Consider the following 20,277-nt stretch of genomic DNA (forward strand, 5'->3'; position numbering starts at 1 on the left):
CGCCTTCCCCCGCCTGCCTCCGCCCTCGCCCTCGACACCGCCCCCGGCTCCGCTTCCGCGGCACACGCGCTGCGGGAGAGGGGCGCACATCATCAGCCCTCCAGACGCTCCAGACCCTCCATGCTCCCCATCCAGACCCCCACCCAGAACCACATCGCCGGCATCTGGTGCGACAGCCGCGCCCGCTTCGACGTCACCGACCCGGCCACCGGCAACGTCGTGGCCAGCGTGCCCGACAGCGACGCCGATGACGCCCGGCGCGCCGCCGACGCGGCCGCAGCAGCCTTCCCCGCCTGGAGCCGCCGCACCGCCCGCGAGCGCGCCCAGATCCTCAAGCGCTGGCACGCGCTGATCGTCGCCAGCGAGGCGGACCTCGCGCGCATCATCTCGGCCGAGCAGGGCAAGCCGATGCACGAGAGCGTGGGCGAGGTGCGCTACGGCGCGTCGTATGTGGAGTGGTTTGCCGAGGAAGCCACGCGCATTTGTGGCGACGTGGTGGCCGAAGCGGTGCCGGGCCGCAAGATGCTCGTGCTCAGGGAGCCCGTGGGCGTGGTGGCCGCCATCACGCCGTGGAACTTTCCGCTGGCGATGATCGCCCGCAAGATCGCCCCGGCGCTGGCGGCCGGCTGCACCGTGGTGGCCAAGCCGGCCGAGGACACGCCGCTGACCGCGCTGGCGCTGGTCCGCCTGGCGGAACAGGCCGGGCTGCCGGGGGGCGTGCTCAATATCGTCACGGCCTCGCGCGAAAACACGCCGGCCGTGGTGGACGCGTGGCTGGCAGACCCGCGCGTGCGCAAGATCACGTTCACGGGCTCGACCCCGGTGGGCAAGCACCTGGCGCGCGAGTCGGCCGGCACGCTCAAGAAGCTGTCGCTCGAACTGGGCGGCAACGCGCCGTTCATCGTGTTCGACGACGCCGATCTCGATGCCGCCGTGGAGGGCCTGATGGCCGCCAAGTTCCGCAACGGCGGCCAGACCTGCGTGTGCCCGAACCGCGTCTACGTGCAGGATGCCGTGCACGACGCCTTTGTCGACAAGCTGGCCGCCCGCGTGAGCGCCCTGCATGTGGGCCCCGCCACCGAACCAGCCGCGCAGATCGGCCCGATGATCAATGCGCGCGCCGTGGACAAGATCGAGCGCCACGTGCGCGATGCCCTCCGCCACGGCGCCCGCGTGGTGGCCGGCGGCGAGCGGGTGCGCACCGGCGACGGGCCGCACTACTACGCGCCCACGGTGCTGGTGGACGCCACCCCGGCCATGGCGCTGGCGCAGGAGGAGACTTTCGGCCCGGTGGCACCCGTGTTCCGCTTTTCGCACGAGGACGAGGTGGTGCGCGACGCCAACGACACGCCATTCGGCCTGGCCGCCTACTTCTATTCCCGCGACGTGCGGCGCATCTGGCGCGTGGCGCAGGCGCTGGAAACGGGCATCGTCGGCATCAACGAGGGGGCGCTGGCGTCCGAGGCGGCCCCGTTCGGCGGCGTCAAGGAATCGGGCTACGGCCGCGAGGGCTCGCGCCATGGACTTGACGACTACATGCATACCAAGTATCTCTGCCAGGGCCAGCTGGGCTGACGCAACGCCACGCCCGCGACCCTGCCAAACCAAGGAGACTTTCCCTTCATGCCCGCTCTGAACCCGTTCAAGGCCGCGCTGGCCGCCGGCCAGCCGCAAATCGGACTCTGGATGTCTGGCGCCGAGCCGTACTTCGCCGAGGTCACGGCCACGGCCGGCTTCGACTGGCTGCTCGTGGACGGCGAGCACGCGCCCAACGACGTGCGCTCGATCCTCCGGACGCTGCAGGCGCTGGCCCCCTACCGCTCGCAGCCGGTGGTGCGCGCCGTGTCGGGCGAGACCGCGTTGGTCAAGCAGTTGCTCGACATCGGCGCCCGCACGCTGCTGGTGCCGATGGTGGACACCGCCGAGCAGGCCGCCGCGCTGGTACGCGCCACGCGCTACCCGCCGTTTGGCGTGCGCGGCGTGGGCAGCGCCGTGGCGCGCGTCTCGCAATGGAGCGCCCGCAAGGACTATCTCGACGTGGCGGACGACGAGGTCTGCCTGCTGGTACAGGCCGAGACCGTGACCGCCATGCAGAACCTGGAAGCGATCTGCGCCGTGGACGGCGTCGACGGCGTGTTCATCGGCCCGGCTGACCTGGCGGCGTCGATGGGCCATCGCGGCAAGCCGGGCCACCCCGAAGTGCAGGCGCAGATCGAGCAGGCCATGCGGACCATCGTTGCCAGCGGCAAGGCTGCGGGGACGCTGACCTCCGACAACACGCTCGCGCGCCGCTACCTCGAACTGGGCTGTACGTTCGTGGCCACCGGGGTCGATGTGCTGGTCTACGCCAACGCGGCCCGCAGGCTGGCCGCAGAATTCCTGCCCGACCGGGCCAACGCGATCGCCGCTCCCGGCGCCGCCTACTGATTGAAGTTGCGATGACTCTCCCGCCCAACCCCGAAGCACTGCTGCAGGCGATGCAGGCCATCGTCGGCCCGACCGGCTGCCTGAGCGCCGCGGCCGACACCGAACCGTTCGTGACCGACTACCGCCGCATCTACCATGGCAAGTCCCCGCTCGTGGTCTTGCCGGCCACGACGGAACAGGTCAGCCAGGTGATGGCCTGGTGCTACGCCCACGACGTGCCCGTGGTGCCGCAGGGCGGCAACACCTCGCTGATGGGCGGGGCAGTGCCCGACGACAGCGGTACCGCCATCGTCATCAGCCTGAAGAGGATGAACCGCGTGCTGGCGATCGACACGGTCAACGACACGATGACCCTGGAGGCCGGCGTCACGCTGTCGGCCGCCCGCGCCGCCGCCGAGGACAGCCGGCGCCTGTTCCCGCTGCGCATCGGTTCGGAGGGCTCGTGCCAGATCGGCGGCAACCTCTCGACCAACGCCGGGGGCACCGCCGTACTGCGCTACGGCAACATGCGCGACCTCGTGCTCGGCATCGAGGTAGTGCTGCCGGACGGCCGCATCTTCTCCTCGCTCAAGGGGCTGCGCAAGGACAACACCGGGTACGACCTCAAGCACCTGTTCGTGGGCGCCGAGGGCACGCTGGGCATCATCACCGGGGCGGTGCTCAAGCTGATGCCGCAGCCGCGTGCCACGTCCGTGGCGTTCGTCGCTGTCCAGAACCCCGACGCCGCCGTGAAGCTGCTCGGCGAGGCCCGCGCGCTCTCGGGCCAGGCGGTGACCGCGTTCGAACTGATCTCCGCGCCGGCGCTGGACCTCGTACTCGGCTACCTGGGCGACGTTCCCTCCCCGCTGGAAGGCCGCCACGACTGGATGGTGCTGATCGAACTGACCTCGGGCACCGACGAGGAGAGCCTGAATGCCACGTTGATGCAGATCCTGGAGGCGGGACTCGAACAGCAGTGGGTGGTGGATGCTGCCGTGGCGTCGAGCCTGGCCGACGTGCAGCAGTTCTGGCGCATCCGCGAGGAAATCTCCGACGCCCAGACCCGCACCGGCGGCAGCATCAAGTGCGACGTCTCGGTGCCGCTCTCGCGCGTGGCGCCGTTCATCGAGCAGGCGTCGGCCGCCGTGCTGGCGCTGGAGCCGGCCACCCGCATGGTGATCTACGGCCACATGGGCGACGGCAATGTCCACTTCAATCCGCTGCGCCCGGCCGAGCGGGACGCCAAGGATTTTCTGGCCCAGTGGTACAAGCCGGTTTCGGACCTCGTAGACGGCCTGGCCCACGCCGAGAACGGCTCGATTTCGGCGGAACACGGCATCGGCGTGGCCAAGCGTGACGACCTGACCAAGTACAAGTCGGCCGTGGAGCTGGAGCTGATGTGGCAGGTCAAGCGCGCGCTCGACCCGAAGAACCTGCTGAATCCGGGACGGGTGCTGCCGAGGATCGATTGAGGGCGCTTTCGCTTCCCCATAGCTGGAGTTTTTCCATCGGGGATGCCTTGAATCTGGCCTGATCCCGCGTGGAATTTGCGTTCGGTTAAGGGCGCGTCGCGGTGGGATACCGCTCCGATCAGCATGCGGCTAGGGTATGGCGTTTTCACGCCTGCCCTGCCTCATGCTGATCAGCCCGCCGTTCCTCCCTCAAGACGCGCTAGCGCCCGCCGAGGTGGTGTCCACCGATCCGATGGCCGATTGGATCGACTGGTACGAGCCCATCGGACATGGCGTTTTTCCGATTACGCTCGATCGCCGCTGGCATTGCGGCATGCATCTGTGCCCCCGGAAACAGAACGAGGGGGTACACGCCATCGCTGACGGCGAGGTGGTGGCCTACCGTGTCGCGCAGAAACCGATCATCCAGAGCGAGGACGACCTGTGCAATGGCCGTCCACGGAAATCCAATATCGGCTTCGTGCTGCTACGGCACCGTACCGAGACGGACGAAGGCCGGACCATCACGTTTTATTCGCTGTACATGCACTTGCTGGACCTGTCCTCGTACCTCAACATCGGGGCGCAGGTGAATAATCCGCCCGAAACAGGTTCGGCTTCCGAATTGCCGCGCTGGCTGTGTTTTCCCACCGATGGCGTCGTGGCACCAACTGGCATCAAGGTATATCGCAAGGATCTCCTGGGATATCCGGGCCGCATGCATCAGGTGGGCCAGATTCATTTCGAGATTTTCATGACCGAGGAGGATTTCTCGGCATGGTTCGAGCGGCCAGGCAATGACGCGCGCGCCGCGGCCAATCCCATCACGCCGGCATCGGAGGAATATTGGGGGCACACCTATTTCGTGATTCCGGGCGGACAGCGGTTCGCCAGCGTGCCACCTGGATTGACGCGTGCCACCAGCGCCTATTTCCCTCCGCTCAGCGATGGCGTGCTGGACGATGCCAGCACGTTGTACGTCGAGGTGTATTTCCTCAAGGGCCAGCGTCATACCCGCTCGTGGCTCGGCAAGGACGGCAAGATCATCCCGTTGACGCCAAGCCCCGTTCGAGACAGCTACGCCGACTACGAATACAAGCTTTACGACCGCGCCACCACGCTGTATCCCGATTGCCCGAGCGACGGCTATGAAATGTTGCGCTTCGGACGCATTTTGAGCGACGCGCCGATTTTGGTGCCGGGCAAACGGATGACGTGGGTCGCCGTGCCATTCACGGCGGAGCGCCAGGGCTATATCGATATCAATCAGGACACGATCCAGAAGCTCTCAGACGCCGATTTTCCGGCGTTCATGGGCTGGCAGAAAGTCTGTGAAGGCAACACGCCATTCGACGATGACGGCCTGTGCGACTACGACGAACTCGTGAGCTTGCTGAACGAGGCAGACCAGGGGCGCTTTCCGAACATCGAGACGGAGGAGGACTGCAAACCCGACAAGCTCGTGACTTCCTATATCCGAGGCAGCGAAGCGGTCCGCCAGAAGCTGCGGGGCCTGATCTGCCACGCCCCGAGCGAATGGGACGCCAGCAATATCGAAGCGCGCTACCAACGGCTCAAGGAACCGGGCGAGTTTTTCGGCAGGCGCATGGATATCGATCCGGACGGCTACGAGAACTTTCTGCGGTTCAACCGGAAATTCCAGTTCATGGGCCAAACGCCGCTCGGCGAGGGAAAGAAGTTCTGGTACTTCCATCCGATGGCGTTTATCCGGCATTTCAGGAAGTGTGGGTGGTTGAGTGCGGAGGAGCTGGCGCAGTGTTTTCCGAGGAAGTTGCTGCATCTGAATGGTCGCCGGTTCGATGCGCATGGCGTGCCGTGGGATACTGTCTGGCGCAGGGTCGTAAACTGGAAACGGCCATTTAATGGAGCGGCTAGAAAATACGGCGTCTCCTCTACTATGCAACGGATGCTTCACTGGCTTTCACATGTTGTGCCAGAAACTGCATACCTGCGGTTGGTAAAGGAGGAGGGGGGCGAGAACAAACACTATAGTCCTTATTATGGTCGCGGACTTATCCAATTGACTCATTTGGAGAATTACCAGCGTTACGGAGTCTTCCGCGCCTTCCCGAGCCGAAACGATACGCGCGAGCAGTTCCGGAAACTCGGATGGGACCCCGATCTACTCATTGCAGCCGACAATCAGGGGAATGCACATCGACAGAATTGCGCGGACAGTGCAGGTTTCTACGTGGCGATGCGAGCCGGCATGCTGAGCCATATGGACAAAGGCGTTGAGCAACAACATGCGATCACCGTGAGCAAGGATGTAAACGGCTATGTACGTATCGAGAACCTGAATGGACTCGATGCACGTCTGCAAACGGTTGTCTACCTGCAAAATATCCTTCTCGACAGAATTTTCCAAGGCAATATCTTCATAACATTCACTTGGCGCCGGAACAGCAAAATGGAGCCAATTCTCGATTCGTCAGGACGTTCCCCCACCGCAGGTGGGAAACTAAAATACTACCCAGCTTTACATCGCATCAAGGTTTTTTTAGACAGGCAGAGACCGAAATGAGGCTTTTTGTATCCCCCATCATATTCTGCTTCACCTTTTTATCATTACCAGCCCTGGCAGTCAGCGTTGACGTCTTGTGCTTGACAAATCTTTCCGGAAAATCCCGTGGTATCGAGTTTCGCAGTTACTACGATCCGGGCGTGAAATGGTCCGGCGCCGTGGCGAGATATGAAGGTTCGACACGCGTGATACCGTTAATCAGCAAATATCGGCAAGTGGATGTTGTCGCCCCAGATCGCCCCTACCAGGAAACGAATATATGGTGGGAAGTACTAGACGGAAGATTCACAGGCGAATACGAAATGGTGAGCCAAGGCTCGATGGTCGCGCATTTCTCTTACACCAACTACAAGTCGAAGACAAGTTTCGACTACATTCGGGACCCGAACGTCGACTTTACTGAGACAAACGGCTGCGCCTGGCAAGACCGCTCAAAAAATGGTTAGCGGTGCGACGAAATGTCGAAATGATCCCGAACGCTTGTCGCCACTGAACCCAAACGACGAAGCGGGGCATCTGCCCCGCCCCACTTGTCAAGAATCCGCCCAGATTACTTCGGATTCTTCTTCAGGTTTTCCTTCGTATCGCCATACGACGACTGGGTGCGGCCGGCCACCTGCTCGGCCTTGCCCTTCATTTCCGTCGAGGTTTTGCCGGTCATCTTGCCGGCCAGTTCCTTGGCCTTGCCCTTGGCCTCGTTCATGCGGCCTTTCACCTGGTCCTTGTTCATGTTCGCGCTCCTTGAAGTCGGTCGAAGAAGGCCCGGTTCCCGTCCACCGCCAGCCTGGCAGGCCGGATGGCGTCGAAAGCGGGGCTCAGGGATAGTTTAGGAAGCTGCCGGGGAGCGCCATGTAGGACGCCGCCGCGTCGGGCTGTGGGAAATCCACCGCATTTTCCTTAAGTCGCCGCGCGAGAAAACTGAATTCCCCCCGCCGGCTTTCCTTGCGACCATGGGCGCCGCCACGTGTTCCAAAATGCAGTGTCTGCATGCGCATGAAATCCGTCCCCGCCGCCCTGTCTGCCCTGTTAGTCCTCGCCTGCCTGGCTACCGCGGCCCCGGCGCAGGCACAGTTCCGCATCGCCGGTGCCAATGTGCAGAAGCAGGCCAATGGGGTGATGGCGCTGATGGCCTACTCGGTGGTGCCCGATCTGGCGTCGAGTTCGCTGTCGATCAATAACGCCAGCAGTGGCGATCCCGGCATCATGATGTCGCAACTGGGCGGCGGCTTCACGGTCAGCAAATCGTTCCCGGTCTATCTGGAAGGCGCCATCGCCTACAGCCGCTACGACCCCACCTTCGTCGCCAGCGACGGCACGGAATCCCGTCAGATTCCCACCCGCTGGAATACCGTGTCCGGCACCGTGGGCATTGGCTGGGATTTCCCGCTGACCGAAAACAAGGAACTCGTATTTCGGCCAATTTTGAATGGCTCGATCGGCAACGTGTCGAGCGATCTGGCCGTGGCTACGTTCGTAGTCGAGCGCGCCATCGACCAGCAGATCAACTTTCTCGACAAGGGGTCACTCAATGCCTACGGCCTGGGCGGCTCGGTCATGCTGGACTGGGAGCATTACCGGCCCGAGCACGATATCGACCTGGAACTGCGGTATACCAATATCCACCTCAGGACCTTTGGCGGCACGGCGGCCGGCGTGACCGGCTCGGCCACCGCCCAGACCGCCAATCTCTACGCGCGCTGGCGGGCACCCACCGGCCTGCGCGCCCTCGACAGGCCAGTGCGTTATGTGCTGGAACTCTCACATTCGCAATATCTCGGCAGCCAGGCGAATGTACTCGGCTTCAACCGGCTGACCACGCTCGGCACCGGGCTCGAACTCGATACCAGCGCGCATGAGGTCTTCGTGACCCGCATCCGGGCCGTGGTGCGCTATGTATTTGGCAACAATGTGTCGGGCGTCTCGCTGGGCCTGGCGGCCAGTTTCTGAGCCAGACCAGCTCTCAAAGAGCCTTATACGCCACTCATCGTACAACTTCGTTGTAAGCGAACGTAAAAGCGGCGGATACGATGCCGATATTGCCGGAAGGCGCGTATACCGCGGCGAACCGCCGCGATACACTCACGCCCTTCCCTCGGCGCCCGCCCGCCAATGCTTCTGAACGACCCCGTCATCCTCCTTGCCGCCATCACGCCATTTGGCCTGATGACGACGCTGCTGCTGTGCCTGTCCTACCTTGGCCTGGGCAAGCACAACACATCGCTGCATTGGTGGTTGGCCGGCGATTTGCTGATCGCCGCGTATCACGTCGCGGCGCTGCTGCAGCCGGGCGTGCCGTCAGGAGCGCTGGCCTGGCTACCGGTCTTCTCCCCGGCGGCGGCGCATGCCGTGGGCACCACGCTGTTGATCACCGCCGTGGGCGCGCATACGCTGGCGCTCTGCCACCTGCTCGAACGCGGACGCTCGCGCCGCTGGCACCTGCGCATGTTGCTGGGCGTGCCAGCCGTCTACCTGCTTGGCACGGCCTTCACGCTGCACGGCGCCTACGCCATGGCGTGGTTCTGCGCTGCAATGTTTGCCTCGATCGCCATTCAGGCGCGGGTCACCTGCCGCATGGCACGCAGCTATCGCGGCGCATGGGGGCTGCTGGCCGGTCAGGCCGTGTTGCTGGCCTACCAGGGCTCCGGCACGGTGATGCTGGTGTTGCACCCGCTGCCGCCCCTGCCGTTCCACGCGCCGTTCTTCCCCAGCATCGATGCCTTGCTGATGGATGCGCTGGTCTCGTTCCTGCTCACGCTGAGCTATGCGCTGGCCCTGCAGGAGCAACTGCGGCAGCGCATCGTGAGCCTGAGCCGCACCGACTCCCTGACCGGCGCGCTGAACCGGCGCGGAGCCGGAGAGATCGTCGAGGCCGAATGGCAGCGCGCCCGCACCAATCCGCATCCGCTGGCCATTGCGATGATCGATCTGGACCGCTTCAAGGGCATCAACGACCAGTATGGCCACGCGATCGGCGATGCCGCGCTGCAGGCGTTCTCGAACACGGTGCTGCGGCTGAAGCGTCAGAGCGATGTGCTGGTGCGCTGGGGCGGCGAGGAATTCCTGGTACTGCTGCCGCACACCGACGTCACGCAGGCACATGGCTTCCTGCAACGGCTGCGCGACGCGCTGCACGCCGGGCCGGTTACGCCGTGGCTGCCGTTCACGCTCGAATTCAGCGCCGGCGTGGCCGATACCGATACCCTCGCCAGCATCCCCGATTTCGATGCGCTGCTGCGCGAGGTGGATCAGGCGCTCTACCGCGCCAAGCGCGAGCGCAACCGCATCGAGGTGGTCAGCCCGGCCTGATGTGCGGCGGCGGCGTCAGTCGACGGTCGCGCCCGACGCCCTGGCCACCTTGCCCCACTTGTCAATCTCGTTGGCCACGAACTTCCCGGTCTCCGCCGGCGAGGTCCAGTTGGCGGCAAACCCCTGCGTGGCGAAGCGGGCCCGCACATCCTCCTGCGTCAGCACGGCCTTGAGCGCCTCGCCGAGCTTGTCGATGACGGCCGGCGGCGTGCCCGCCGGCACCATCAGCGCATTCCAGGCAGTGGCTTCGTAGCCGGGCAATCCGGCCTGCGCCACGGTGGGTACATCGGGCGCGGCCGGCGACCGCGCCGCGCCGGTCACCGCCAGCGCGCGCAGCTTGCCATCGCGCACGAACGGCATCGCGCTCAGCATCGTATCGAACATCACCGTGGCCTGGCCCGCCATCACGTCCGTCAGCGCCGGGGCGCTGCCCTTGTAGGGCACATGGGTCATCTTGATACCGGCCATGCTGTCGAACAGTTCGGCGGCCAGGTGCGTGGACTGCCCGTTGCCGGAGCTGGCGAACGTGACCTTGCCCGGGCTGGCCTTGGCCAGCGCGATCAGCTCGGCCACGCTCGTGGCCGGCGTGGCGGGCGCCGTCACCAGCACCAGCGGGCCGCTGGTGAGCATCGACACCGGCGTGAAATCCTTGCGCGTGTCGTAGCCCGGTTTCGAGAACAGCGTCATGTTGATGGCATGGGCGGTGGTAGCCACCAGCATCGTGTAGCCGTCGGGCGCCGCACGGGCCACGGCTTCGGCGCCGATATTGCCGCCTGCGCCGGGCCGGTTCTCGACCACGATGGGCTGGCCCAGCCGTTCTCCGAGCTTCTGGCCCACGAGCCGCGCCACGATATCGGTCGGGCCGCCCGGCGGATAAGGCACCACCATCCGCACCGGCTTGGCCGGCCAAGCCGGTCCCTGGGCCTGGGCGGCGGGCACGGCCGCCAGCATCGGGAAGGAAAGCAGCCACAGCGAGAACTTGCCAACGGGATGCATGCGCGCTCCTGAATCGGTTCGGTTTTGCGGGATAAAACCGCCGCCACGGCGGGATACAGGGGCTTATAGGCCCCCGCGCCGGCCGGTGTCACTCTGCACCGCACCAAAGTTTTGCAGGCTGAAACCGCACGGCAGTCCGATCCCGGGCAGGTCATGGCCTGTCGCGCGGCCCCGCCTTCATTTATGCTAGCGGGGCCATTTCACAGCGGAGGCGCACGACGATGCAAGACACGCAGGGGATGTCCAGGGAACGGCTGAGCCGGATCGAACGCTTCATCGACGAACACTATGTCGCGCCCGGCAAGCTGCCCGGCGCGCTGGTGCAGGTCTGGCGGCGCGGCGCGCTGGCGCTGAACTCGGTGGTGGGCATGGCCGACCGCGAGCGGCAGGTGCCGCTGGCCGAGGATTCGATCTTCCGCATTTATTCGATGACCAAGCCGATCACCTCGGTGGCCATCATGATGCTGGTGGAGGAGTGCCGCATCGCGCTCGACGATCCGGTCAGCAAGTACATTCCCGCGTGGGAGAACCTTGGCGTCTTCACCGGCGGCTTCATGGAGAGCTTCCAGACGCGGCCGCCCGCGCGGCCGATGCTCGTGGTGGACCTGCTGCGCCACACCTCGGGGCTGACCTACGGCTTCCAGCAGAACAGCAATGTCGATGCCGCCTACCGCAAGCTCAAGCTCGGCGAACTGGCCACGGCCGGCACGCTCGACGAGATGGTGGAGAAACTGGCCACCGTGCCGCTCGAATTCTCGCCGGGCGAGGCCTGGAACTACTCGGTGGCCACCGATGTGCTTGGCTACCTCGTGGGCAAGGTCAGCGGCATGCCGTTCGACGCCTTCCTGAAGTTGCGCATCTTCGACCCGCTCGGCATGGCTGATACCGGTTTCCACGTGCCCGCGCACAAGGCCGACCGCTTCTGCGCCTGCTACGCCATCGGCGCGCTGGGCTCGAAGGTGATCTCGCCACGGGGGCCGATGCTGCAGGACGATCCGCAGTCCAGCCCCTACCTGCAGCCGCCAGGATTCCTGTCCGGCGGCGGCGGGCTGGTCTCGACGGCCGCCGATTACATGCGCTTCGCGCGCATGCTGCTCAATGGTGGCGAACTGGACGGCGTGCGGCTGCTGGGTCCGAAGACCGTGGCACTGATGACGGCCAACCATCTGCCGGGCGGCGTGGACCTGCCGCGCCTGTCACGCTCGATGTTCAGCGAGGCTACCTACGAGGGCGTGGGCTTCGGTCTCGGCTTTGCCACGACGATCACGCCGGCCAGCACGCTGATGCCGGGCAGCGCGGGCGATTTTTTCTGGGGTGGCGCAGCAAGCACTTTCTTCTGGGTCGATCCAAGCGAGGACCTGATCGGCCTGTTCCTGACGCAGTTGCTGCCGTCCTCGGCCTATCCGGTGCGGCGCCAGCTACGCACGATGGTCTATAGCGCGATCACCGATCCGGGGCCGGGCAGGTAGAATGGCCGCCAGTCCAACCGCACGCCCCAGCCCGCCATGACTCTTCGCAAGACGCTCCTCGCGCTGTCGATCGCCCTGACGGCCGGCCTGGCCCCGTTGGCCCATGCCAGCGTGGGCGCCGACGCGCGCGCCTTCAAGGACAACTTCAAGGCCGACGTCAAGGAAGCGGGCCGCAAGACCGGTCACGCCGTGGCCGACGCGGCGCGGGCGGTGGGGCATGGCGCCAGGGCCGTGGGACACGCCGTGGCCGACACCAGCAAGCGCGGCTACCAGGCTACCAAGGCGGCGATCAAGGGCGACGAGCGCGAAGCGCGCGCCAGCGACTGATTTCCACGGCGAACAGACACGGTGGCGCCCCGCAGCGCGCCACACCTGCGTACAATCCCGCCCTTAACCAAATGGAACGACGTCCGTGAAGAAAACCGACCTCGAGAAGAACAAGGGCCTGAAGATCAACAACAGCCTGAAGCAGGCCGGGGCCAACCGCGCCGGCACGGCGCCGAAGACGCAGCGCCAGCAGGCCGCCAGCAAGAACGGGCTGCTCGGCAAGCTGCTGGGCAAGGCCGTGCCGCCGGAAAAGACCGGCGACTGACCCGCCGCGCCCGCCCCCCCGGTTATACCAGTACGGCGGCGGGCATTGCCCGGGCCACCGGGCACGCCGGGTCGATGGCCCGGCACAGCGCGTAGAGATCGCGTATCACCAGGTGCGGCGCCCTGCCGCCGCGCGTCCACACCGCGCCCTCCGCCGCGGCGCCGCGCACCAGCCATGCCGCATGGCAACCCGCCGCGAGCGCGCCCACCACATCGAGATCCGCATCGTCGCCCACGTGCAGCATCTGTCCGGGACGGCAGCCTGCCGCCTCGGCAGCTGCGCGGAACATGGCTTCCTCGGGCTTGGCAAACCCGGTGCTTTCCGGATTCAACGCCGCCCGGAAGAAATGGTGTCCGCCCGTCACGGTCAGGCTGGCCGTGCCATTGGACAGCGCCACCAGCGGAAACCGGGCACTAAGCCACTCCAGCGCCGGGAACGCATCCTCGAAGAAATCCACGCGTTGCCGGGCGGCAAAGAACACGTCGTAGGCGGCCTCGGCCAGCGCCGGATCCTCGCCGGACCGTTCCAGCAGCATCCGGATCGAACCGACCCGGAGTCCGCGCAAGTCGTGCGACAACTCGGGCCGCGCCGACTCGAATTCGGCACGCAACGTCCTGAGCACCTGTGGCGACGTCAGCACGGCCGACGTGCGCGGCGCCTGGTCGAGCAGCCAGTCATGCAGGATCTGTTCCGCGCGCAGCACCGCCGGGCCGAACGGCCACAGCGTGTCGTCAAGATCGAGGGAAATGGCGGCGATGCTGGCAAACGGGGACATGGCGGGACGGCGGACGAAGGCGGACGAAGGCAGACGACGCCGAATCTAACAGGTCCGCGTCCGGCCGTCGGAAAAATCACGCCGCTTCGGCTTGCATCAGGGTACTGACGTGCGCCGCCGTACTCGTGGCCAGGGCGTCCAGGCTGTAACCCCCTTCCAGGATCGACACGATGCGGCCGTCGCAGGTCTGGTCGGCGATCCGCATCAGTTCGCTGGTGATCCACTGGAAATCGCTGTCCTCCAGGTTCATGCCCGCAAGGGGGTCCAGCCGATGCGCGTCGAAGCCGGCGGAGACAATGAGAATCTCGGGCGCAAACGCCGTGAGTGCCGGGAGCACCTGGGCCGAGATGGCCTCGCGGAATTGCTTCGAATCGCAGCCGCGCGGCAACGGCACGTTGACGATGTTGTGGCTCACGCCGGTTTCGGACCGCGCGCCCGTACCGGGATAGAACGGCGACTGGTGGCTGGACGCGTAGAACAGCTCCGGACGGTCGAAGAAGGCGGATTGGGTGCCGTTGCCGTGATGCACATCGAAATCAACCACGGCCACGCGCCCGAGCTTGTGGACTTCGCAGGCATAGGCTGCCGCAATGGCCGCCTGGTTGAAAATGCAGAACCCCATCGCCTGCCCCGGTTCGGCGTGATGGCCGCACGGCCGCGTGGCGCAGAACACGTTGCGCGCCTCGCCTGCCATCACTGCATCCACCCCCGCGCACGCCGCGCCAACGCAGCGCATGACCGCCTCCCATGAACCGGGCGACATGACGGTATCGCCTGCGTCGAGCGGCACATATCCGTGGGCGGGACGGCGCTGCGCGATCTCCTCGATGTAGTCCGCATCGTGGATCAGCCGCAACTGTTCGACCGTGCCCATCGGCGCATCGCGCCATGCCAGCGCGGCGAAGTGTGGCGCTCGCAGCGCATCGACCACGGCCCTCAGGCGTTCGGGCGATTCCGGATGGTGCGGACCGGGGCGATGCTCCAGGCACGCGGCGTGGGTGTAGATGAGGGTAGCTGCCATGTTCGGCTGTCTCCTGTCCTTGCTCGGATGGGCGACCTTTTTCCTGCACCGCACGTCTGCCGGCTCCTCCGGACAGACTGTCGCCTTCTGGTATGTAATATATCAAAGCATTGGTGCGATGTCGCCGAGCGGGTGCAGGGCGCCCCCACCTCATCACATTGTTCATCCCGCTGAACAATCTGTTAGCAATCTAATCATTGCCCTCCGTAACAATTTAGATGTACGATGACCGACCATTTCCAGCGTGAGACGAATCCGGGGTGGCCGCACGCGGCGCCATGAGAGATTCGCGTGGGGACGACGCCTGATAACAACGGACCTCACATGTCTACGCCCCCGTTCTCACGTCGTAATTTCCTGAAGGCGACAGCCGTCGCCGTGCCGGTTGCGGCCATCCCGCTGCACGAGCTGCGCGCCAAGGGTCTGGAAGACGTGCACCTGCAGCACTACCAGCCCGTCTTTTTCAGCGCCGCCGAGTGGCAGTTCATCCTGGCCGCCTGCGACCGCCTGATCCCGGCCGAGGGCAAGGGCCCCGGCGCGCTCGAAACCAATGTTCCCGTGTTCATCGACCAGCAGCTCAAGGGCGGCCTGGGCGACGACATCTACCTGCAGGGCCCGCACAACGTAGCCGCGCCCAGGACGCTCGGTTTCCAGTTGCCCTACGCGCCGCAGGACGTCTACCGGCGCGGGATCGCCCTGGTGCAGCAGGCCGCCGCCGCGCGCCATGGCCAGCCATTCCAGCGGCTGTCCGCCGGACAGCAGGACGCGCTGCTGACCGCGCTGCAGAAGGACGCCATCGATTTCGCCGCGCTCGGCGAGACGCAGCTCAAGGCTTCGCAGTTCTTCTCGCAATTGCTGGGCGACACCAAGAACGGCTATCTGGCCGATCCGATGTACGGCGGCAACAAGGACATGAAAGCTTGGGTCGCCATCGGCTTCCCCGGCGCACGCGCCCAGTACATCGAGTGGGTAGACCAGCACAACGTGCCCTACCCGCTCGGCCCGGTCAGCGTCAGCGGCAAGCGCGCCTGAGCGGCCCGCGCCACGACTCTCCCCCCTTTCCCATTGGATGCGTGAACGGCCGGCGCCGCCGAACCGTCACGCCCGGAACAAGCACGTCACATGCCCCAGATCACCAACGACGACGTCGATGTCGTCATCGTCGGCCTTGGATGGGCCGGTTCGCTGATGGCCATCGAACTGGCCCAGGCCGGCCTCAAGGTGCGCGCGCTCGAGCGCGGCCCCGACCGTCCCCCCGAGGATTTCGCCTACCCGAAGCCCGCCGACCAGTACGGCTACGCCACGCGCAACAAGGTCTTCGCCACACCGCGCGATGCCGCGCTGACCGTGCGCTACAAGCAGGACGAAACCGCGCTGCCCACGCGCAAGTGGGGCGCGTTCGCGCCCGGCACCGGCGTGGGCGGCTCCGGCCTGCACTGGACCGGCGTGCTGATCCGCCCAACCCCCACCGACATCAAGCTCAAGACCTACGCGGACCAGGCGTACCGGCGTGGCACGCTCGATGCCGACATGCGCATCAAGGACTTCCCGTTCACGTGGGACGAGATCGAGCCGTACTATGACTTCTTCGACAAGGTCTGCGGTCTGTCCGGCAACACCGGCAACCTGCGCGGCCAGGTGCAGCCCGGCGGCGACCCGTTCGAGGGCCCGCGCTCCAACCCCTACCCGCTGCCCGCGCTGCAGGACACGCTGAACTGCTCGATGTTCGCCGAGACGGCGCGGAAAATGGGCTATCACCCGTTCCCGAACCCGTCGGCCAACGTGTCGCAGGCGTGGACCAACCCGTACGGCGCGCAACTGGCGCCGTGCAACTACTGCGGCTACTGCAGCAAATACCCGTGCCTGAACTACTCGAAGGCATCGCCCCAGACCACCGTGCTCGACGTGGTCAAGCGCATGCCGAATTTCTCGTACCGGGTGAACGCCAACGTGATCCGCGTGGACCTGCACAAGGACCGCAAGACGGCGCGCGGCGTGACCTACATCGACGAAAAGGGCAACGAGGTGTTCCAGCCCGCGAAGATCGTGGTGCTGTCGAGCTTCCAGTTCGCCAACGTGCGCCTGATGCTGCTGTCGGGCATCGGCAAGCCGTACGACCCGGTCTCCGAAACCGGCACCGTGGGCCGCAACTACGCGTTCCTGAGCAATGGCGGCGCCACGCTGTTCTTCAAGGACAAGCACTTCAATCCGTTCGCCACCGCCGGCGCCACGGGAGAGATGTTCAACGACATCTCGCCGGGCAATTTCGACGGCCCCTCGCTGGGCTTCATCGGCGGCGCCAAGATCCATAGCTCGCAGGCCACCGGCGCACCGATCGGCACCGCTCTGCCGCCGGGCACGCCGAGCTGGGGCAAGGGCTGGAAGGAAGGCATGGTGGACTGGTACGGGCGCTCGATGAAGATCAGCATCACCACCACCTGCATGTCGTACCGCGGCCATTATCTCGACCTCGACCCGCGCTACAAGGACCCCTGGGGCCAGCCGCTGTTGCGCATGACCTTTGACTGGCGCGAGAACGAGCTGAAGCTCCAGCGCTACCTGCGCGAGATCGTGCTGAAGATCTCGAAGGAGATGAAGCCCGATGCGATGTCCGAGAGCTTCCTCGCGCTCGACTCGCACTGGGACATCACCAAGTACGTGTCCACCCACAACGTTGGCGGCGCGATCATGGGCACCTCGCCGCGCGATTCGGCGCTGAACCGCTACCTGCAGTCGTGGGACGTGCACAACGTGTTCGTGCCGGGCGGCAACGCGTTCCCGCAGAACTTCCAGGCCAACCCCACCGCCACGATCGGCGCCATCACGCTGATGGCCGCCGACGCCATCAAGAAGCAGTACCTCAAGAATCCGGGACCGCTGGTGCAGGCCTGATCACGACGAACATGACTATCTTCCGTTCCTTCTTCATTGCCGCCGCGTTCGGCGCCGTGGCGGCGTCGCTGGCGCCGACCGCGCTCGCGGCCTCGGACCCCGCGCTGCTGCAGCGCGGCGCCTACCTGGCCCGCGTGGGCGACTGCATGGCCTGCCACAGCGCACCAGGCAAGCCCGAGTACGGCGGCGGCCTGCCGATCGACAGCGGCCACGGCATCATCTACTCGACCAACATCACGCCGGACAAGCAGCACGGCATCGGCAAGTACACCGAGAAGCAGTTCGCCGACGCGGTGCGCAAGGGCGTGCGGGCCGACGGCCAGCACCTGTACCCGGCCATGCCGTACCCGAACTACAACAAGGTGACCGACGCCGATATCCATGCGCTGTACGCGTTCTTCATGGAAGGCGTGAAGCCCAGCGGCGCCGTACCGCCCGAAACCAGCATGGACTTTCCGTTCAACCTGCGCTGGGGCATGGCGGTCTGGAACTACGTCTTCACGTCGAACCAGCCGTTCGCGCCGCGCAAGGAATGGACCGACCAGGTCAAGCTGGGCGCCTACCTCGTGGAGGGCCTGGGCCACTGCAGCAGTTGCCACACGCCGCGCGGCTTCGCCATGAACGAGAAGGCCGATTCGGGCGCCGACGCGCAGTACCTGGCCGGCGGCGACCTGAACGGCTGGCCCGTGCCGTCGCTGCGCGGCATGCCGCACTGGACGAGCCAGGACATCGTCGACTACCTGCAGACCGGCCGTAACCGCACCGCCGCCGTGGCGGGCGAGATGACCGCCGTGGTGGAGCACAGCACCTCGCACATGCGCACCGCCGACCTCTCGGCGATCGCGGCCTACCTGAAGAGCCTGTCGCCCGTTCCGGCGCCGGCCGCCGCCGTCAAGCCGCAGGGTGCCGAGGCCACGGTGCGCAAGCTGACCGCCGCGAAGAACCTGACGCTTGGCGAACGGCTCTACCTCGACAACTGCGCGGCCTGCCACTTCGTGACCGGCAAGGGTGCGGAGCGCGTGTTCCCGCGTGTCGATGGCGCCACCGTGGTCAATGCCGACAGCCCGGCCGCGCTGGTCAACGTGATCCTGGCCGGTGCCCGCACGCCGTCCACGGCCAGGGCGCCGTCGATCCTCGTGATGCCCGGCTTCGCGCATCGCATGAACGACGCCGAGGTAGCCGAGCTGGCCACGTTCCTGCGCCAGGGCTGGACCAACCACGCCGCGCCGGTGTCCGAGCGCAACGTGAAGGCCGTCCGGACCTCGCTGGCCCCGGCGCACTAGGCCAACGGCCTGCCCGTGGCAGCGCGCGCCGCCACGGGTTCTTCCCTCTCACGCCAGTTGCGCCACCGCGCCGCCCATGATGCGGCGGCCCAGCGTGATGCCCCAGCGCACCAGTTGCCGGTCGGCCGGCAACTGGCTGGCCTCGAACTCCGCGAGCGCCGTATCGACCGGCCCGGTGCGCAGCGCCTCGGCCAGTGCCAGCGCGTTCGCGGCCGCCTTGCCGGCGCCGGCGCCGGTATGCGGACGCGCCACGAACGCCGCGTCGCCGAGCAGCACCACGCGGCCGAACACCATGTGCGGCGCCTCGTAGTCCTGGATCAGTTGCAGGAACGGGTCGGGCGTGGCCGTGACCAGGCTCGCCAGATGGGGGGCCAGCACGTCGAGCGCGGCCAGTTGCAGCATGCGCACCTCGGCATCGCGCATCGCGCCGGGGGGCAGCGAGTGCGTATGCTGCTGGCCCTTGCGGTCGCGCAGTACGGCATCGAGCATCGCGCCCTGCGCCACGGGGCGGTACCAGACCCAGTTCTGGCGGCGCTCGCCGATCCGCACGCTGCCGTCCTCGCCGGGGATGGCGTAGGTCAGGAACTGGTGGCCGCGCCCGTCCTGGAATGCGAACGTGCCTTGCAGCAGCTCACGCGCACCCTCGGTCAGCGCGCGCTCGGGCAGCACGCCACGCCAGGCCGCATAGCCGGCGTAGCGTGGCGCGGCATCGGGCAGCACCTGGCTGCGCACCGCGGAGAGCGGTCCGTCGGCGGCCACCAGCAGGTCGCCCTGCTCCACGCGCCCCGACGCGAAGCGCACCGACACGCGCCGGCCCGCGCCCGCCCCCTCCTCGGCAAAGGATACGAATGTCTCGCCGGCATGCAGCGTGGCCGGGTCCACGGCCTGGCGCAGCCGCTGGTAGAGCCCGTTCCAGGCGATCTGCGTCTGCGGCATGTACATGCGGCGGATCGATCCGTTGCGCGAGACGAAGGTACGGTCGCGCGACGGCACGCCAAAATCCGGCCCGGCCGGAATGCCGGCGAAGTCGAGCGCGGCTTCCACGGCCGGCTGCAACACCAGGCCGCCACCGCGGCTGTCCAGCGCCAGCGGGGAGCGCTCGAACACCTGGGCGTCCCAGCCGGCGGCGCGCAGGCAGACCGCGGTCAGCAGCCCGCCGAGCGAACCGCCGATGATGATGGCTTTGGGGGATGGCGACTTGGCCATGGCTGCGATCTCCTTGTGGGGGCAAAGCGCCACGGGGCCTTTCCCCGTCAACGCCAGTCCATCGTAGGCGCGCGCCTGTGGTGGGCGCCATTGCGCGGTCGTTGACGCGGACTCACACCATCGTATGAACGGCCCCTCACACCGCCCCGGATTGGCCTACCTCCACCACGCGGATAGTTCGCCGCTTTCATAATTCAATTATTTTGAATAACTATGACAGCGATAGCCTGTTTTCGCCGTGCTGCCGGCCGCTATAGTTCTACCCATGGACAGCGCAGCAACGCAGCGAAACACAGCAAGACGACGCAGCGCTGGCCGATAAAACCTCAAACTTA

The 20,277-nt window shown here is 66.1% G+C and carries 19 protein-coding genes; 13 read left to right on the top strand and 6 right to left on the bottom strand.

Going from position 1 to position 20,277, the window contains the following annotated elements; all coding sequences use genetic code 11:
- Window positions 1–120 precede the first annotated feature (120 nt).
- The 5 genes from EV147_RS13840 (at window position 121) to EV147_RS13860 (ending at window position 6,848) form a co-directional block, all read left to right on the top strand.
- Window positions 121–1,575 (top strand): NAD-dependent succinate-semialdehyde dehydrogenase, encoded by a 1,455-nt coding sequence (locus tag EV147_RS13840; RefSeq protein ID WP_130391732.1) that lies wholly within the window; start codon window positions 121–123, stop codon window positions 1,573–1,575.
- 48 nt (window positions 1,576–1,623) lie between these two features.
- Window positions 1,624–2,427, top strand: a complete 804-nt coding sequence (gene hpaI, locus EV147_RS13845; RefSeq protein ID WP_130391733.1) for a 4-hydroxy-2-oxoheptanedioate aldolase — start codon at window positions 1,624–1,626, stop codon at window positions 2,425–2,427.
- Between the two features lie 50 nt (window positions 2,428–2,477).
- On the top strand, window positions 2,478–3,878 hold the full coding sequence (locus EV147_RS13850; RefSeq protein ID WP_198680250.1) for an FAD-binding oxidoreductase: 1,401 nt from the start codon (window positions 2,478–2,480) through the stop codon (window positions 3,876–3,878).
- Between the two features lie 136 nt (window positions 3,879–4,014).
- Window positions 4,015–6,402 carry a hypothetical protein gene (locus tag EV147_RS13855; RefSeq protein WP_235844734.1) on the top strand — a complete coding sequence of 796 codons (2,388 nt, stop codon included), beginning with the start codon at window positions 4,015–4,017 and terminating at the stop codon, window positions 6,400–6,402.
- On the top strand, window positions 6,399–6,848 hold the full coding sequence (locus EV147_RS13860) for a hypothetical protein (protein ID WP_130391735.1): 450 nt from the start codon (window positions 6,399–6,401) through the stop codon (window positions 6,846–6,848). Before EV147_RS13855 ends, EV147_RS13860 begins: the two co-directional genes overlap by 4 nt.
- A 104-nt stretch (window positions 6,849–6,952) precedes the next feature.
- Here the strand turns inward: EV147_RS13860 and EV147_RS13865 are convergent, their stop codons facing one another.
- A complete protein-coding gene (locus EV147_RS13865) occupies window positions 6,953–7,132 on the bottom strand; it encodes a CsbD family protein (protein WP_130391736.1) in 180 nt (59 codons plus the stop codon).
- An 85-nt stretch (window positions 7,133–7,217) separates the two neighbouring features.
- Window positions 7,218–7,391 carry a hypothetical protein gene (locus tag EV147_RS25965; protein WP_157994690.1) on the bottom strand — a complete coding sequence of 58 codons (174 nt, stop codon included), beginning with the start codon at window positions 7,389–7,391 and terminating at the stop codon, window positions 7,218–7,220.
- Here EV147_RS25965 and EV147_RS13870 point away from each other — a divergent pair.
- Both EV147_RS13870 and EV147_RS13875 read left to right on the top strand, forming a co-directional pair.
- Complete coding sequence (locus EV147_RS13870; protein WP_407923231.1) at window positions 7,390–8,349, top strand: hypothetical protein; 960 nt, start codon at window positions 7,390–7,392, stop codon at window positions 8,347–8,349. The genes EV147_RS25965 and EV147_RS13870 overlap by 2 nt on opposite strands.
- Before the next feature lie 162 nt (window positions 8,350–8,511).
- Window positions 8,512–9,708, top strand: a complete 1,197-nt coding sequence (locus EV147_RS13875) for a GGDEF domain-containing protein (RefSeq protein ID WP_130391738.1) — start codon at window positions 8,512–8,514, stop codon at window positions 9,706–9,708.
- 15 nt (window positions 9,709–9,723) lie between these two features.
- On the opposite strand, the gene EV147_RS13880 is transcribed toward EV147_RS13875, so the two are convergent.
- The gene (locus EV147_RS13880) at window positions 9,724–10,704 is read right to left on the bottom strand and encodes a tripartite tricarboxylate transporter substrate binding protein (protein WP_130391739.1); all 981 of its coding nucleotides are present in this window, start codon (window positions 10,702–10,704) and stop codon (window positions 9,724–9,726) included.
- A gap of 221 nt (window positions 10,705–10,925) precedes the next feature.
- On the opposite strand from EV147_RS13880, the gene EV147_RS13885 reads away from it, so the two are divergent.
- The 3 genes from EV147_RS13885 (at window position 10,926) to EV147_RS13895 (ending at window position 12,765) form a co-directional block, all read left to right on the top strand.
- Window positions 10,926–12,173: a serine hydrolase domain-containing protein gene (locus tag EV147_RS13885; RefSeq protein WP_130391740.1), complete on the top strand. Its 1,248-nt coding sequence runs from the start codon at window positions 10,926–10,928 to the stop codon at window positions 12,171–12,173.
- A gap of 36 nt (window positions 12,174–12,209) precedes the next feature.
- Window positions 12,210–12,500: a hypothetical protein gene (locus EV147_RS13890; RefSeq protein WP_130391741.1), complete on the top strand. Its 291-nt coding sequence runs from the start codon at window positions 12,210–12,212 to the stop codon at window positions 12,498–12,500.
- A gap of 85 nt (window positions 12,501–12,585) precedes the next feature.
- A complete protein-coding gene (locus EV147_RS13895; RefSeq protein WP_130391742.1) occupies window positions 12,586–12,765 on the top strand; it encodes a hypothetical protein in 180 nt (59 codons plus the stop codon).
- Window positions 12,766–12,787: 22 nt separating this feature from the next.
- Here the strand turns inward: EV147_RS13895 and EV147_RS13900 are convergent, their stop codons facing one another.
- The gene (locus tag EV147_RS13900) at window positions 12,788–13,540 is read right to left on the bottom strand and encodes an HAD family hydrolase (RefSeq protein ID WP_130391743.1); all 753 of its coding nucleotides are present in this window, start codon (window positions 13,538–13,540) and stop codon (window positions 12,788–12,790) included.
- 76 nt (window positions 13,541–13,616) lie between these two features.
- The gene (locus EV147_RS13905) at window positions 13,617–14,561 is read right to left on the bottom strand and encodes a histone deacetylase family protein (protein WP_130391744.1); all 945 of its coding nucleotides are present in this window, start codon (window positions 14,559–14,561) and stop codon (window positions 13,617–13,619) included.
- Between the two features lie 324 nt (window positions 14,562–14,885).
- Here EV147_RS13905 and EV147_RS13910 point away from each other — a divergent pair, with 324 nt between their 5' ends.
- The 3 genes from EV147_RS13910 to EV147_RS13920 all read left to right on the top strand — a co-directional run bounded on the left by EV147_RS13910 (window position 14,886) and on the right by EV147_RS13920 (window position 18,736).
- Window positions 14,886–15,593 (top strand): gluconate 2-dehydrogenase subunit 3 family protein, encoded by a 708-nt coding sequence (locus EV147_RS13910; protein ID WP_130391745.1) that lies wholly within the window; start codon window positions 14,886–14,888, stop codon window positions 15,591–15,593.
- Between the two features lie 90 nt (window positions 15,594–15,683).
- A complete protein-coding gene (locus EV147_RS13915) occupies window positions 15,684–17,453 on the top strand; it encodes a GMC family oxidoreductase (protein ID WP_130391746.1) in 1,770 nt (589 codons plus the stop codon).
- 11 nt (window positions 17,454–17,464) lie between these two features.
- Window positions 17,465–18,736, top strand: a complete 1,272-nt coding sequence (locus tag EV147_RS13920; RefSeq protein WP_130391747.1) for a c-type cytochrome — start codon at window positions 17,465–17,467, stop codon at window positions 18,734–18,736.
- Window positions 18,737–18,784: 48 nt separating this feature from the next.
- Here the strand turns inward: EV147_RS13920 and EV147_RS13925 are convergent, their stop codons facing one another.
- Window positions 18,785–19,942 carry an FAD binding domain-containing protein gene (locus tag EV147_RS13925; protein ID WP_130391748.1) on the bottom strand — a complete coding sequence of 386 codons (1,158 nt, stop codon included), beginning with the start codon at window positions 19,940–19,942 and terminating at the stop codon, window positions 18,785–18,787.
- Window positions 19,943–20,277: the final 335 nt, after the last annotated feature.

The sequence above is a fragment of the Cupriavidus agavae genome (genome assembly GCF_004217045.1).
GTDB classification, from domain to species: Bacteria; Pseudomonadota; Gammaproteobacteria; order Burkholderiales; family Burkholderiaceae; genus Cupriavidus; species Cupriavidus agavae.